The organism is Brevibacillus schisleri (assembly GCF_055685845.1).
This window is the reverse complement of record NZ_JBVNDM010000001.1, coordinates 4,226,902-4,242,405: the sequence shown is the minus strand read 5'-3', so window position 1 is coordinate 4,242,405 and position 15,504 is coordinate 4,226,902. Positions and strand designations below refer to the sequence as shown.

At 48.4% G+C, this 15,504-nt stretch carries 11 protein-coding genes; 10 read left to right on the top strand and 1 reads right to left on the bottom strand.

What is annotated here, in order from left to right; translation table 11 throughout:
- The first annotated feature begins 8 nt into the window (after positions 1-8).
- The 4 genes from ACUUHJ_RS19980 (at position 9) to ACUUHJ_RS19965 (ending at position 2,486) form a co-directional block, all read left to right on the top strand.
- Entirely contained in the window at positions 9-674 is a 666-nt protein-coding gene (locus ACUUHJ_RS19980) for a PspA/IM30 family protein (RefSeq protein ID WP_016740755.1), read from the top strand.
- 66 nt (positions 675-740) lie between these two features.
- Positions 741-1,145, top strand: a complete 405-nt coding sequence (locus ACUUHJ_RS19975; RefSeq protein ID WP_015892053.1) for a DUF350 domain-containing protein — start codon at positions 741-743, stop codon at positions 1,143-1,145.
- A 25-nt stretch (positions 1,146-1,170) separates the two neighbouring features.
- Positions 1,171-1,677 carry a DUF4178 domain-containing protein gene (locus ACUUHJ_RS19970; protein WP_015892052.1) on the top strand — a complete coding sequence of 169 codons (507 nt, stop codon included), beginning with the start codon at positions 1,171-1,173 and terminating at the stop codon, positions 1,675-1,677.
- Between the two features lie 17 nt (positions 1,678-1,694).
- Entirely contained in the window at positions 1,695-2,486 is a 792-nt protein-coding gene (locus ACUUHJ_RS19965; RefSeq protein WP_289673609.1) for a DUF4247 domain-containing protein, read from the top strand.
- A gap of 75 nt (positions 2,487-2,561) precedes the next feature.
- On the opposite strand, the gene ACUUHJ_RS19960 is transcribed toward ACUUHJ_RS19965, so the two are convergent.
- A complete protein-coding gene (locus ACUUHJ_RS19960) occupies positions 2,562-5,495 on the bottom strand; it encodes a collagenase (protein WP_472299713.1) in 2,934 nt (977 codons plus the stop codon).
- A 187-nt stretch (positions 5,496-5,682) separates the two neighbouring features.
- Here ACUUHJ_RS19960 and ACUUHJ_RS19955 point away from each other — a divergent pair, with 187 nt between their 5' ends.
- Genes ACUUHJ_RS19955 through ACUUHJ_RS19930 form a run of 6 tightly spaced genes read left to right on the top strand, consistent with a single transcriptional unit; the run spans position 5,683 to position 15,161 of the window.
- A complete protein-coding gene (locus ACUUHJ_RS19955; protein ID WP_472299712.1) occupies positions 5,683-5,829 on the top strand; it encodes a hypothetical protein in 147 nt (48 codons plus the stop codon).
- A 3-nt stretch (positions 5,830-5,832) separates the two neighbouring features.
- Positions 5,833-6,453, top strand: coding sequence for a DUF4912 domain-containing protein (locus tag ACUUHJ_RS19950; protein WP_289673607.1), 621 nt, complete (start codon positions 5,833-5,835; stop codon positions 6,451-6,453).
- A 10-nt stretch (positions 6,454-6,463) separates the two neighbouring features.
- Positions 6,464-9,301: a 1,4-alpha-glucan branching protein domain-containing protein gene (locus tag ACUUHJ_RS19945; protein ID WP_472299711.1), complete on the top strand. Its 2,838-nt coding sequence runs from the start codon at positions 6,464-6,466 to the stop codon at positions 9,299-9,301.
- A 30-nt stretch (positions 9,302-9,331) separates the two neighbouring features.
- Positions 9,332-11,737, top strand: a complete 2,406-nt coding sequence (locus tag ACUUHJ_RS19940) for a sugar phosphate nucleotidyltransferase (protein WP_472299710.1) — start codon at positions 9,332-9,334, stop codon at positions 11,735-11,737.
- Between the two features lie 18 nt (positions 11,738-11,755).
- Positions 11,756-13,717 carry a glycoside hydrolase family 15 protein gene (locus ACUUHJ_RS19935; protein WP_472299709.1) on the top strand — a complete coding sequence of 654 codons (1,962 nt, stop codon included), beginning with the start codon at positions 11,756-11,758 and terminating at the stop codon, positions 13,715-13,717.
- Positions 13,718-13,736: 19 nt separating this feature from the next.
- On the top strand, positions 13,737-15,161 hold the full coding sequence (locus ACUUHJ_RS19930; RefSeq protein ID WP_472299708.1) for a phosphoglucomutase/phosphomannomutase family protein: 1,425 nt from the start codon (positions 13,737-13,739) through the stop codon (positions 15,159-15,161).
- The last annotated feature ends 343 nt before the right edge of the window (positions 15,162-15,504 follow it).

The following is a 15,504-nucleotide window of genomic DNA, read 5'->3' as shown; positions in this document are numbered from 1 at the left end:
AATAATCCATGTCCATTTTTAAAAGACTGCGTGATTTGACCATGTCCAATTTGTACGCTTTGATTGAGAAAGCAGAAGATCCAATCAAAATGACAGACCAGTATTTGCGTGATATGCAAGAAGACTTGAGTGAAGCAGAGAAAGCGGTTGCCGCTCAAATTGCTTTGGAAAAGAAATTCAAGGTGCTGTATGAAGAACAGGAAGCCTTGGTGAAAAAGCGTGATGAGCAAGCTCACATTGCAGCACAAGCACAGAACATTGATCTGGCTCGACGGGCTCTGGAAGAAAAGAAAGCTGCCGAGCAAAAAATGAACGAATACAAGGACAGCTACGAGAAAAACAAGCTGGCAGCCGATGGATTGCGCGAGAAGCTGGCTGAGATGAAAAAACAGATTACCGAACTGAAAAACAAGCGCGAGACATTGGTTGCCCGCGTCAATGCAGCCAAAGCGCAAAAGACGATTAATCAGGCGATGGGTAGCTTCGACACGAACTCGGCTATGTCTGGCTTGAAACGCATGGAAGAAAAAGCACTGCAAATGGAAGCAGAAGCAGAAGCCAGCGGCGAGATTTACAAAAAGCAGAGCTCTTTAGATGATGAAATTGCGAAGCTGAATAAGGATCAAGCCGTTGAGGACGAACTGGCTGCTCTGATGAAAAAATATGAGGGGTAAACCGCTTCAAGCGGTTTCCCTTTTTTTCAGACCTTATACACTTTGATGAAAGTGGAGTGATTCGCTTTGACGTGGACAGAAATACTAGGGATGCTGGTTTGGACAGGAGCCGGCGGCATTTTGCTTTTTGTTTTGATGTGGATCGATTCGTTGTTTACGAAATACAAGGACATCACGGAAATCAAAAATGGAAACATCGCGGTCACGACGCGTTTTGTTATGAAGCTGTTTGCGCAAGGATACATCTTATCGCAATCTATCATTACCTCCAACTCATTGTGGACAGCTCTGCTCTTTTCTGTGGTCTCCTTTATTATTTTATTCCTTTTGGAAAGAATCGTGGAATGGCTGTTAAAGCAAGTAACTGGACTGGATCTGGAAAAAGGGACGCAGGAAGGAAAGGTGGCACATGCCATGATGGCTGGTTCATTCCATCTCGTGGGTGCCTTGATTTTGGCTGCATGTCTGTAAGACATGAAAGGGAAGGGAGTACAGCATGAGTTTGATGAAGCGAATCCAAAACATTTTTGCCAAGCATGAGCCTCCTGCACCGGAGAAGAGCATCCTGACGGTGGGACCAGGTGATGTGGTCGATGTATCGCTCGTTACGTATCAAGTAATCGGGAAGGCGAGCAATGCGAGTCGCAAAGCCACGATGCTTACCTTGCAGGATGGAACGACCATTCGCTACCTGTATATCGAAGAACGGGAAAAGATCGTCTATCAGCTGTATAGCGTCATTGATGGACGACTGGATTCAATAGACGAGGTACCGACCACAATCGAGATGGATGATGTCACCTACCATTTGGAGGAGCAATATAATGGCGCCGTCCAGACTGTGGGAAAAGCGCCGTTTCACACATCAGGGGAGCAGTACATTTGGCAATTCCAATCGGATCAACGTCAATTGCTGCGGATCGAGTGGCAGGATGGCCGTTTCATGCTCTATGAGGGAGAAAGTGTTCTGCCAGCGGACGTGCAGGTATTGCGCGGCACATAGAGAGGAGGGACAAGTACATGCCAAATCCATGGATGAAATCAATCAAGCTCCTACTGATTCCGGCGTTGTTCCTCCTTACGCTAGCGGGTTGTGGCAGCCCTGGGGTTGGCGAGACATATCCGCTTGAGTCTGTCTCTACGAAGGACAATGGACAGTCGTCACGCATCTACCGTGCGGAAAACAAGACTGTACCGGAAGTAGCCTCCGAGCTGGCGGAGCAGAATTCGCCAGATGAAATCTCCAAAGAAGATCCGCAGCATATGTTCCTCATTTATCCGGACGAGATCTACCATTTGCAGCAAGACGCTGCCAAGCCGACGGATACGTTGATCGAGGTCGACAGCAAAGAGTACGTCCGGCAAAATTACGATTCTTCGTTTTTGCAGGGATATATTGTAGCCAGTGTACTGGATAATTTGTTCGACGGACTTAAGAAAAGTACAAAGGGCAGCTATCGCGGCTACTCTAGCAAGGACATATACAAGCCTTCCGGTACGTATCGGGTGCCTACAATCGAGGACAAGAAAGTAGCGCCGCCGATTACTAAAGAGGGTACGGGAAGTATTTTCAAACGGGGTAATGCGAAGAACGCGGATGGTACGGTAGGTTCTGACGGCAGCATTTTCAAGAAGAAGGCGGATTCATCTTCTAGCGGTAGTTCAGGCGAAATTACTCGTTCTTCCAGCAGTCAATCGTCGAATTCAAGTGACTCTTACTCATCCAAACGTTCGAGCTTTTCTCCGCCGAAAAGTAAGTCGCCCCCAAGAACGAAGGTTGGGGGTTCTGGGCGGATTACAAAACGCCGATAACTGTAAAAACAAGAGAGAAACGAACACCCCCAAACGATTTTGATAGCTCGTTTGGGGGTGTTTTTGTTTTGCTGATTAACGCTGATTGGTCTCTACCGTATACACAATATCTTCATTTTGATATTTGTACACATACAAGAAGTAACGGCCTGGCTTTACTTGATAATGGGCACTTTGCAGATTTCCCTCCCGCTCTTGCGGGTACGTTACAGGCTGATCCAGATTTCCTTCATGGAATAGCATCCAAGTCACACCTTGTCCCTCTTGAGGATTTAAAGAAATACGTATTTCTTCTGGTTTATCTACTTGGAAGGCAAAGATATCTTGCCAATCGTTTCCTTTCATATCCCCTGAAACAGTCGTGCCAATCTTTAATGGACCATTCGCTTGTTCGGTAGAATCATTGCTCTCGTTTTCTTGATAGAGCTGCTCTTGTGGGCGATCTTCCCTCGTAACCAATAAGCGAAACGGTTGGTTCTCTTGTTCTGTACGATACGTATAAGCAGTCACATAGTAAGTCCCTGGTTTCGCATCGAATGATCCGATCAGTTTGTTGCCTTCACGCTTGGTGGGATAGGAGATATAGTTCTCTCTATCGGATTCGTGGAATACAAGCCATGCCACGCCATCTCCTTGCTTCGTTTCCATCTCTACTTGAAGCTGTTGGGCTGATTTCACATCGAGACGGAACTCCTGACTCGGTTTTTGTGGATGAATGATACCCGTGATCGGCTTACCTAATGGAAGGGAAGACTCTTCAGGATGTGGATTTGGGTTTGGGTTTGGCTGTTCCGTTTCGGAGCCATCTTCTTGAGCCAGCTTCCCGTGGAACACGACATCATAGGCAAAGCGTCCATCTTTTGTTGTACGATAATTGGTGAAGTAGCTCGTAACCGTGTCATAGCCATTCCAGGAAAGATCCGATAACTCCTTGAGGAACCCATCTGTGAGGCGGTTCATTTCTTGCCAATCCTGATATTCCCCTTGGGAAGCTCCACCTGTATAGACCCCACGCAACGTGAAGCTGCGGAAATCTCCAGAGTCTTTTTCATCTGTTTTCACATCGACCAGAGAAGCAACCTTTGCGATTTGGCGATAAACCTCTTCTTTGTTCGTCACGTCTACTTTTTGTAGGTAATCATCTGAAACGAGAGGAACATCCAATTCTTCATACTGGTCGATCAAATCTTCTACTGTTTCTTGATAGCCGCGTTCAAGAGCGCGGTCACGGCTGAATTCTTCGATTAAGTCATCATAAGCAGATACATCATTGGAACGGATCGTATCATTGATTTTATCCAGACGAGCAAAATCATTCTTGAATAGATGGTACTGAAGCGCGAAGGAGTAGTCATAGAATGCAAGGGTTCCGTATTTGGCATGCATCATATCGGCCGCAGTGTAATCGAGATAAGGCGCTGCATTTCGAATATTGCCTACAACTGACTGGCGAGGCTTGATTCCTTCTGTTCGGGTAGAACCTGCGAAAAACTCAGCTCCGCCTTCTTCATACCAAGGCAAGCGACTGTTTTCATATATCTTTCCTTGTCCCCACATGCCCGGCACTTCATATCTGCCTTGCAAATAGTGGACGAATTCATGACGGAACAGCTCCTCCAGACTATAGATGCTTTGTTCTTTTGTCCGATCGTAGGTGAAGAAAGTGCCAGTACCCTCGATGTAGATACCACCATTATCGGTGTCGTATCCGTACAAGAAGCGATTCATTTTATATTCATCAGGCGTATTGTAGATGACAATGGTCAGTACATCATCCGGATTGCCGCTCTCCAGCTCCTTGTCATTACCGATGACACGATGAAATTGTGCCTTCACTTCCTTGGATGCCCAATACAAACGCTCAACCTGTTCTTCTGTGAGCTTATCTCCCGTTTTGAACACAACCGCTCCGTTATCAAAGGTGAATTGCTGCGGAAGATAATGCTTTTTGCCTTCCTTTACCATTTCCTCGAGATCGATTTTTTTGCCATTGGCATCCTCGCCATATGCTTCCGCGATTTGTTGCGCCGCAGTGAAGTATGGCTCGCTCATCTTTTTATACGTTTTCATCGCTTTCGTCAATATGTCATTGACTTTTTCTGGATCACTGTAGTAGCTACCTAATTTCCCTGTGTAATACAGGGCATTGTTCGTCAACCATACGTGATCAGCGGAAGTCTCCCCATTTTCCGCCATGTCAAAAATAGGGTCGAGAAATGCGTCGATGTTACCTTTCAGCTCATCTCTTTCTGAATCATCTACTCCCCAAATCAGAACATAGCCAATACCTTGAAGGACACTGTAAAAGGCCTCGCTTGCTACGCGATCATCTGACCATTTATCCCGATTGTCGTTAAAGTCTTCCATTACTTTTGACAAAGTACCGATTGTTTCTGAATCAACAGTCGTGTTGCTAATTAATTTTCCCGTTGAACTAATGATTTCATTTTGCGTCTTTGTCCCGAAGGCGAAATTTTGGTTGGCAGTAATGGCTTGAAGTGCTGGAATAATCCTTTGCTTATACTTTGGCTCCATCAAATACTTTAATTCATCATGGTAGTACCCCAAGTAATACCCCGAACGCAAAACCTCTACATAGGTATGGATGCCCTGCTCGTCATCCTTGGTGAAGTTCTTGCCACTCGCTTGCAAGGCATCGATGATGGCCTGAACCCGCTCCCGATCCTCATAAAATTCCTGGGTGTCGTCGTTGTAAGTAAACAGCTCAGGGATTTGCGTCCAACTGATTTCCTTCAACAATTCAACCAGCTCTGAATTGTCCAATGTTTTCAGATGCGAGATGCTGTACTTCTCCTGGTTGGCTGCTTGGCGTAACTGTGCTTTCGACATGTTTTCCTGAACGGGTGTATGACCAATCTGTGAATCAATGGGCTCTTGGGATGGGGGTTGCGGCGTGCTTTTAGCTTGAGCTGCTAGTGGCAAGCCTGCCGCTATCGTTGAAATGGCAATTGATCCTGCTGTTACCATGCTAATCCATGAACGCTTCATAGCTTTTGTTGACTCCTTTTTCATTCATTTTGGAAGTATAAGTGAATATTTTATAGTATCGGTATCCAACATGAAAATACTTACAAATAAAACAAAAGGTGATGGGATATGGAACTTTCTTCCTATTTGGCAAAAAGAAAAGAATGTCTCGAGAAGTAGCTTTGTAAGAATGGAAGGAGAGCGGCTTTTGTATGCCTGTGACGAAAACATGATTGTTGATCGACAAAAGAAGAAGGGATGTGCATTCAGCATTCGACAGTCTTTGTTAGCAGCATTGGCTATGATTGACAGTGGGAAAGCACAGATAGGCGAAGTTGGCGGAGGGGAGTGCTAGAAGATGCTGGAAAAAATTCTCGAACTGCGTTCACGATCCATGTCCATTGCACAAATTGCCAAAGAGATCGGCTTAACAATCGGTCAAGTGAAGTATCGCCTGCAAAAAGACCGTGCGAAGTCAGAGGCACCACCTCCCGCTAGAACGGAATTGGAATGGCGATTGCCTGCGTTTTATGGTCGGGACATTGTCAAAGTCATGGCACAAGGACCGACTGTGTTATTCATCTATTGGGAAATCACTTGGCCACGCATGAGAATGGTCGCTTCGTACCTGCAAGCCGATTATCGTCACATTCAGAAGGGATTGCGTCTGTATGATGTGACTGAACGTTTATTTGATGGAAAAAATGCGCATTCCGTCCGAGATGTGTTCGTACATGAAGAGGCTCATTCCTGGTACGTGAAAGATGTAGAGCCAGGACGTACATACATGGTTGATTTTGGTTTATATGAACACAATCGGTTTTGTCCGATATTACGCTCGGAAACGGTAGTTACTCCACGTAATTCAAAAGCTAGCTGGGGGGAACCGTTAGTTGAGCCTGCCCGCGACCCAGCTACACCTTCCTGGTTTGAGAACTTTTCCTCCTACTCGTTGTATACCAAAACATCAAATAAGTGAGGTGTCATTTGTGCACAAAGGTTATCTCTCCCTCGTGTTGCATGCCCATCTGCCTTATGTTCGACACGGGGATCGGGACGATCGCCTGGAAGAGCGCTGGGTGTATGAAGCCATGCTGGAATGCTATCTTCCTTTGCTCATGGTTTTCGACAAGCTCCTCTCAGACGGCATCGCTTTTCGCATGACCCTTGCTATTTCTCCGACGTTACTTTCCATGCTGGATGATGATCTGATCGTGACTCGTTTTCGCACACATCTAGCGAAGACCGTTGAATTGGCTGGGAAGGAAGTCAAACGAACCACAGCTCAACCTCAAGAAAACCGTATCGCCAAAATGTATCTGGAGCGTTTTCGAACGATCATTGCCTATTGCCGCAAGTGGGATTTTCAACTGATCAAGGCCTTTAGGCATATCGCGGACAATGGATGCCTCGAACTCATCACTTGCGCAGCCACACACTCCTTTTTGCCCTATGTGGAAACAGAAGAGGCGATTCGGGCACAGCTTCTGGTAGGGATTGATACACATGAGCGGATTTTGGGAAGACGTCCGAAGGGAATTTGGCTGCCAGAGTGCGGATATACACCTGGACTGGATCGCTTGCTGAAGGAGGCAGGGCTTCGGTATTTCTTTGTAGACAGTCACACGATAGAGCATGCGACGCCTTTACCTCGCAGAGGGTTGCTGGCGCCCTTGTTCACGCCGCATGATGTGGCTGCTTTTGCCCGTGATGAAGTGGCCTCCCGCCAAGTATGGAGCTCGATCGATGGTTATCCAGGGGACTATGACTACCGTGAATACTACCGGGATATCGGATTTGACAGGGAGATGAGCTACATCGAGCCGTACATCCATCCTGAAGGCATCCGCGTGCATACCGGTTTGAAATACTATCGGATCACTGGAAAAGAAGGGGATAAAGACTGGTATGAGCCAAGCTGGGCGCGCGAAAAAGCAGCGTCACATGCGGGACATTTCTTGTATCACCGAGAGCGTCAAGTGGAGGAAGCCACTCATTGGATGGATCGCAAGCCGTTGGTCGTCGCCACTTATGATGCGGAGCTGTTTGGGCATTGGTGGTTCGAGGGTCCGCAGTTTTTGGATTTTCTCATGCGCAAAACCGTGTGTGATTCAAAAGAAGTGAAATTAATGACACCATCTGAATATTTGGAGGAGTATCCAGAGCAGGATCGCGGTCACTTGCCGATGTCAACATGGGGGAGAAATGGCTACGGAGAAGTCTGGCTGAACGAGAACAATGGCTGGATATACAGGCATCTGCATCAAGCGGAGCGGGAATTGATCACAGCGATTATTACCTATTCTGAAAAGAAAGGAGATCAGCTTGCCTTACGGTGCCTCAAGCAGGCCGCACGCGAATTGATGCTGGCCCAAAGCAGTGATTGGGCGTTTATTTTAGACGGTCAAACGGTCACTCGGTATGCGGTGCAACGTGTTCATGACCATTTGGTTCGCATGCGGACTCTCTTGACGATGTATCGGGAGCATCGACTGGATGAAGAGGCAATTACACAAGCAGAAGCTGACTTTCCGATCTTTCCTGACATGGATATCACGTTCTATTTGCCTAAACAAACGCATAGAGTGAACGTATCGCGTCAATTGGTAGCGGCTGCGCAAGATCAGTCTTCGACAAAAACAGTTTTGATACTTGCATGGGAATTTCCCCCTCATGTAGTAGGGGGGCTAGGTCGGGCTGTCTACGATCTCGCCAGGCATCTTGCCCAGCAAGGAATCGTGGTGCATGTGCTGACACGTGCGACAGATTCATGCGCCGTAGAGGAGATGATGGAAGGGGTTCACGTACACCGTTTGCCTACGTACATTCCTTCTGAACAAGCCGACTTTCTGGCATGGGTGTTTCAACTGAATTTGGCGATGGTCGATGCTACCTATCAGCTCTGGTCACTCGGGGTGCGACCAGATGTCATCCACGCTCACGATTGGCTAGTCAGCTGGGCTGCAATCGAACTGAAACAGAGGTACTCTCTTGCGCTCGTCAGCACGATTCATGCTTTGGAACATGGTCGGCATCAAGGCATTCATACACCGTTGCAGCAAAGGATCCATGAGTGTGAACGTACGCTAACACAAAGCTCTGACGCAATGATCGTTTGCAGCAAGTATATGGAGTCGGAAGTCATACGCCTGTTCGGAACACCCTCCTCCCATTTACGTGTCATTCACAATGGTGTCGATCTCATTCCCCTAACGGAGGTAAATCATGAACAGCTTCGACAGGAATTGGCGATAGGGGATGGTCCTGTTCTCTTTTTTGTAGGGCGCTTGGTTCAGGAAAAAGGTGTTCACCTCTTGTTAGAAGCTATGGCAAGGCTACGCGCTGAGTTTCCGCATGCGAGGTTGCTCATAGCTGGCAGAGGACCGATGCAAGACGAGTGGAAGCTATTGGTTCATCAGATGGGACTTTCTGAACAGGTCCGCTTCTTGGGCTTCGTAGACGATGGAAGGCGAGATGAGCTGTTCGCCCTGGCTGATGTGGCAGTATTCCCGAGCTTGTATGAGCCTTTTGGAATTGTTGCGCTGGAAGCGATGGCTCTAGGGACTCCTGTTCTGGTTGCGGATACGGGAGGGCTGCGAGAGATCGTTCGCCACGGCGAAAACGGCGCCATGATGTACACAGGCGACCCTGAATCCTTGACGAATCAACTCCGCTGGCTACTGCGCGACCCTGATCAACGACATCAACTGGCCCAAACGGCCATGCAAGATGTTAAACAGTTTTATAACTGGACACTTCTGGCTAGTCAAACCATCGATCTATACCGTTCACTCGGCGTACCTGCGGAAATCGGCATGACAACCTAGATTGCAACGATGAAGGAGGAAGAAAAGAAGATGAAGGCAGTAATCATGGCTGGGGGAAAAGGTACACGACTACGTCCGTTAACATGCCACACGCCAAAACCAATGGTGCCACTATTAAACCGGCCTTGCATGGAGTACACGATTGATCTATTGAAAAAGCATGGGATTACAGAGATAGCAGTGACACTCCAGTATCTGCCTGACGTCATCCGCGATACGTTTGGTGATGGATCCCGCTACGGTGTTTCGCTTGTCTATTTTGAAGAAGCCATTCCTTTGGGCACGGCAGGCAGCGTGAAAAACTGCGCGGATTTTCTCGATGAGCGTTTTGTCGTGATCAGTGGAGATACGTTGACAGACATCGATTTGTCGGCGGCCATACGTTTTCATGAGCAAAATAATGCACTGGCTACGTTGATCTTGACGCGGGTTGAAACACCGCTGGAATTTGGCGTTGTCATGACAGACGAGGGCGGACGCATTACCCGTTTTTTAGAAAAGCCGAGCTGGGCGGAGGTTTTTAGCGATACGGTGAATACCGGGATATACGTCTGCGAGCCAGAGGTCTTGTCTTATATAGAAGAGGAGCGGGAAGTGGATTTCAGCAAGGAAATTTTCCCGTCCTTTTTACAAGCAGCAAAGCCTCTATATGGCTATGAGGCAAGCGGTTATTGGTCTGATATTGGTTCTTTGGAGGTTTACCAGCAAACCCAGTTTGATTTGCTGGATGGACGCGTACATCTCGAAATAAAAGCACAGGAAATCGCACCGCGTATTTTCTTGGAAAATGATGTTCGCATCGATTCATCGGTCCGTTTGGAAGGCCCGGTCTATATCGGTGAAAATGTACATCTGCAAGCTGGAGTTGCCGTTGGTGCCTATTCCATTCTGGGAAAAAATACGGTGATTTCTTCTGGTACAAAGCTGTCCAGGACGATTATTTGGGAAAACAGTGTCATTGGGAAAAAAGCAGAGATCACAGGAACGACTCTCTGCCGCAACACACGAATTGCAGATTGCGTACAACTCGGGGAAGGGGCCGCTATTGGAGACCAGTGCCTCATTGGGGCGAAGTCAGTGGTAAAGGCAGGGATCAAAATTTGGCCGGATAAGGAAGTCGGGGAAAATGCGACTGTCACCACCTCGCTTATCTACGGTGCCAAGCAAACCAAAAATTTGTTTGGGACGCACGGAATCAAGGGCATTGGCAATGTTGACATCACGCCCGAATTTGTTACAAGACTTTCTGCTGCCTACGCGTATTTACTACAAGCAGGGGACAAAATTGCGCTCTCGGCATGCGCACACCCTTTTGCTCAGTTATTGAAGCATAGCATCATGACGAGCTTGTGCTCTTCCGGAATTGATACGGTCGATCTCGGAATTGGGAATTCACCCTTGATCCGGTATGGCGTACGCTCTCTGGCTTGCAAAGGCGGCATACATATTTATATGGCAGAGCCAGTGGATGATAAAGAGATTGTCATCCAATTCATCGATCATGCGGGCTTGCCGATTTCTCGTGATCTGGAGCGGAAAATTGAGAATGCCTACTGGCAAGAGACTTATATTCGCAACCTGAATCGGTTGGGAGCACTGCAAGTCGAGCATCACGTACAAGAAGCTTATCTTCATGCTTTGGTCCAACAGTTGAATGTATCGTCCATCCAGCGTCAGCGCTTCCACCTGCTGATCGATTGTGAACAGCGTTTTTTCCCGAGTTTTCTTGCGCCTCTTTTGCATGCACTGGGAGTTACTGCCGATTACAGCTCCATACAAGAAGGTATTCGGAAAAAGGGAGTGGATTTGGGCGTTCGTCTCGATAAAAATGGCGAGCAATTTGTCTTGTTTACCGAGCATGGAGAGAAGCTCGCAACCGAACAGATCACGGCGCTACAGCTATTGGCGTGCAGTGGTCAACATCGGCGTATCGGTCTTCCTGTGAGTGCACCGATTGAATTGGAGCATATGGCCCAGCTGTTGCAAATGGAGGTTGTACGCACCAAGGTTTCGCCGCGATCCATGATGGAGGTATCGAACGAACAGCGTTTTCATCCGATGTTTGACGCCGTGTACAGCCTCATGAGAATTCTTTCTTATCTGGCTTCTGAGGAAAAGCCGCTCAGTGTTTTGCTGGAATTGTTGCCAGCGTGCCATATGGAGAAAAAGACTGTTTTTTGCCCATGGGCAGCAAAAGGGAAGGTCATGCGCAGAGTGATGGAGGAAAACAAAGGAAAGCTGCTCGAGCTCGTCGATGGAATCAAGGTATACGATTCGAATGGCTGGGTACTGATTTTACCCGATTCAGAGGATTCGCACGTAAAGGTGATTTCGCAAGGGGCTACGGCAGAGACCGCGGCTACACTTGCTTCTTCCTACGCGAGACGAATTGCCGAATATCAGTTTCACGAAAAGAGAGAGATCGACAGCCTATAACGAAAAGGACGTGAAGGCATGCCGAGACCGCTCGTCGTCGGGAACGGAAAACTGCTGATTAATTTTGATGACAAGCTGCACATGCGAGATCTGTATTTTCCGTATGTTGGTCAGCTGAATCATGTTGGGGGACACTTTAGCAAGCTGGGGATTTGGGTGCAAGATCGCTTTTCCTGGCTGGATGAAGACGGCTGGACGCGGAGGCTCGGATACGGACAGGAGTCTTTGGTGACAGATGTTCATGCGCATCATGAACATCTGGGCATCTCCTTGCAAATCGCAGATGGGGTGCATCAGCGTGACCCGATTTATTTGAAAAAGGTGTGCGTTCGGAATTTGACGAGCGAGATCCGGGAGGTCAGGCTGTTTTTTCATCACGATTTCAGCTTGAATGAGACAGAGGTAGGGGATACTGCTGTTTTTGATCCCGTTCTGCGTACGATTTATCACTACAAGCGTAATGTGTACATCATGGCGAACGGAAAAACAGATACGGGTGGAATCAATCAATATAGCGTCGGGATTAAGCGGTTCAACTATGCGGAGGGGACTTGGAGGGACGCGGAGGATGGCCTTTTGTCCGGCAATCCGATTGCACAAGGCTCCGTCGATAGTACGATCTCTTTTTCGCTCATACTGCAACCTCAAGAAGAGAAGGCGCTCTTTTACTGGATGTGCATTGGTGAATCGTATGAGGATGTCAAAGGGTTGAACCAATATGTACTCGAAAGTGATCCGGAACGTTTGCTCAGTCGGGTTGCTGTGTATTGGCAGCGTTGGGTCAATAAGGAAGAGCGGGACTTTGCTGATCTTCCGGCAGAGGTTGTCAATCTGTACAAGACCAGCTTGCTCCTTGTGCGCACGCAAATCGATCAGAACGGAGCGATTCTCGCTGCGAATGACTCGGATATTCTTCAATTTAATCGCGACCATTACAGCTACATGTGGCCAAGAGACGGGGCGTTGATTGCGAGTGCGATGGCGAAAGCGGGCTACACGGGAGTGGTCGCATCATTTTTTCGATTTTGCGCGGACGCCTTGAACAAGGACGGGTATTTGCAGCACAAGTACAATCCAGACGGGTCTGTAGGCTCCAGTTGGCATCCGTATATTGTTGACGGAGAGGTTCAGCTTCCGATTCAGGAGGATGAGACGGCACTCGTGCTGTACGCGCTCTGGGAGCAATACAAGAGCGGCAAGCAAATTGAAGATTGCCAGGCGCTCTATCCTACGCTGGTTCGTCCGGCGGCTCGCTTTTTGCTGGAGTATATCCATCCAGAGCTGCAACTCCCAAAACCAAGCTACGACTTATGGGAAGAGCGACGGGGAATTTTTACGTTTACCAGTGCTACGGTTTTCGCAGGTTTGATGGCTGCGGCTCGTTTCGCCCAGCTATTCGGGGATGATCGACGCTACAAACGCTACGCAGAAGGGGCAGAGCGCATTCGTGAGGCAATGGAAAAACATCTGTACGACCCTGAAATCGGGCGTTTTCTGCGTGGAATTTATGTAAGAGCAGATGGGAGTGTCGAAAAAGATTTCACGGTGGAGAGCAGCTTGTTCGCTTTGTTTGCGCTTGATGTGTTTTCCGTAGACGATCCGAGAGTTGCGCGGACGATGGAAGCTGTCAAAAAGAGTTTGCAGGTAGACACGGCGATCGGTGGAATCGCTCGCTATCAAGGGGATTACTATTTCAAAAAATCACATGACACGGTCAAGGTCCCGGGAAATCCATGGATCATTTGCACCTTATGGGTGGCTGATTGGGAAATTGCCAAGGCAAAATCACTCGATGAACTCCAAGAGCCAAAGAACAGACTGGCCTGGGTCGTACGGTATGCCCTACAAAGCGGCGTGCTATCCGAACAGCTCGATCCGTATACAGGTGCTCCCGTTTCCGTTGCACCCCTGACGTGGTCGCATGCTACTTATGTCGCCACTGTTTTGCGTTACTTAGAGAAAGTGAATGAGTTGCGGTAACGAAGGGAGAGATGAGGAGATGACAACGATCCGTTTCGGTACGGACGGTTGGCGCGACATAATCGCAGATGGCTTTACCGTCGAGAATGTCCGTATTGTCGCACAAGCCATCGCCAGCTATACCAAAGAAATCGGACAACAGGAGCAGCCTGTTTTGGTCGGGCATGACACGCGGTTTCTGGGGAGACGCTTTGCAAAGGAGGTTGCAGCTGTCCTGACCGCCAATGACATTCGGACCTATTTGGTGAACGAAGCAGCGCCAACGCCTGCCGTAGCTTTTGGAGTGAAGCATTTTGCAGCGAGTGGTGCAATCATGATCACGGCCAGCCACAATCCACCCGAATATAACGGCATCAAATACATTCCGGAGTACGCTGGACCTGCAACCCCTGCGATCACGCAAAGATTGGAAGAGTGGATCACCGAAACCTGCCAGACCAACTCGGTTCGTACGATTTCCCTCGCGGAAGCAAAGGCCCGCAAGCTGCTGCAAGTCATTGTGTTGCGTCCTCATTACGAGGCACATCTGAGACGGATGATAAACATGGATGTGTTGCATAACTCTTCCTTGTCCGTTGTTGTCGATGCCATGCATGGTGCGGGTATGGGCTACGTGAGCGGTTTTTTGTCGGAGGCGGGGGTAAAAAACGTCGGAATCAGAGAAGTCCCGGATGCGGCTTTTGGAGGGGATTTGCCAGAGCCAAACGATAAGCATTTGCAGTTATTAAAAAAAGAAGTCGTAGAACGCCAAGCATCTCTTGGTCTTGCCAATGACGGCGATGCGGATCGCTTCGGAGTCGTCGACCGCTTCGGACAGTATATCACGCCAAATGAAGCGCTGGTCCTGCTGACCTATCATTTGCGAAAAAATCGAGGCTTGACCGGACGGATTGTCAGGACAGTAGCAACCACGCATCTACTGGATCGGATGGCAACGCATTATGGTCTTGAGCTCGTAGAGACGCCGGTCGGTTTCAAGTACATTGGTGAGGAGATGCGCAAAGGCGACGTGCTCATTGGTGGAGAAGAAAGTGGCGGGGCGAGTATTCTCGGACACATCCCGGAGAAGGACGGGGTACTCATCAATTTGCTGCTCGCCGAGATGTGCGCGTATGAAAACAAAGGAATCGATCAAATACTGCGAGACGTCTACGAGCAGTTCGGCGAGCTGTTCCATACACGGCTTGATATGAAATTGCCGGAAAAAGATCAATGGGTACAGCAAATGATCGCCAAGCCACCTGCACTCATTGGTCCTTATCAGGTTTTGGAGATTCAACGAGTGGATGGGGTCAAGCTGTTGCTCGAAGAAGGACATTGGGTCTTAATCCGTCCGTTTGGCACGGAACCGTTGGTGCGTATTTATTGTGAAGCAACGAATGCGACAGCCTTGCAGAAGCTGCAAGATGCGATTCATGAATGGTTTTTGGAGATTAATGTGTAAAAAGTTGACGAGGAGAGCCTGCATAATGTGCGAGGTTCTTCTTTTTGCGTGGGGTCCTTCTATGCGGCTCCCGGAGAAGAGAAGAATATTTCCAGTCTAGGCTCCAGGCTCCGTCCTGGTTTGGGTTGGGACTGTCCGCTCCGAAGGGATTCGCGGGGAAACGCAAAAGTGGTAGCCGCTTCGTAGCACGGGCACGGTTGCGTTTCTTTTGCCCGCGAATCCCTTCTGCGCTGGGTAGGACTCCACAAGTCGCTACGTCTGGAAATATTCTTCTCTGGCGTAACTGATGAGCTTCTTCAATTCTTTTCAGGCATTTAAAAATCGGATCACACAGAAAGCTCGT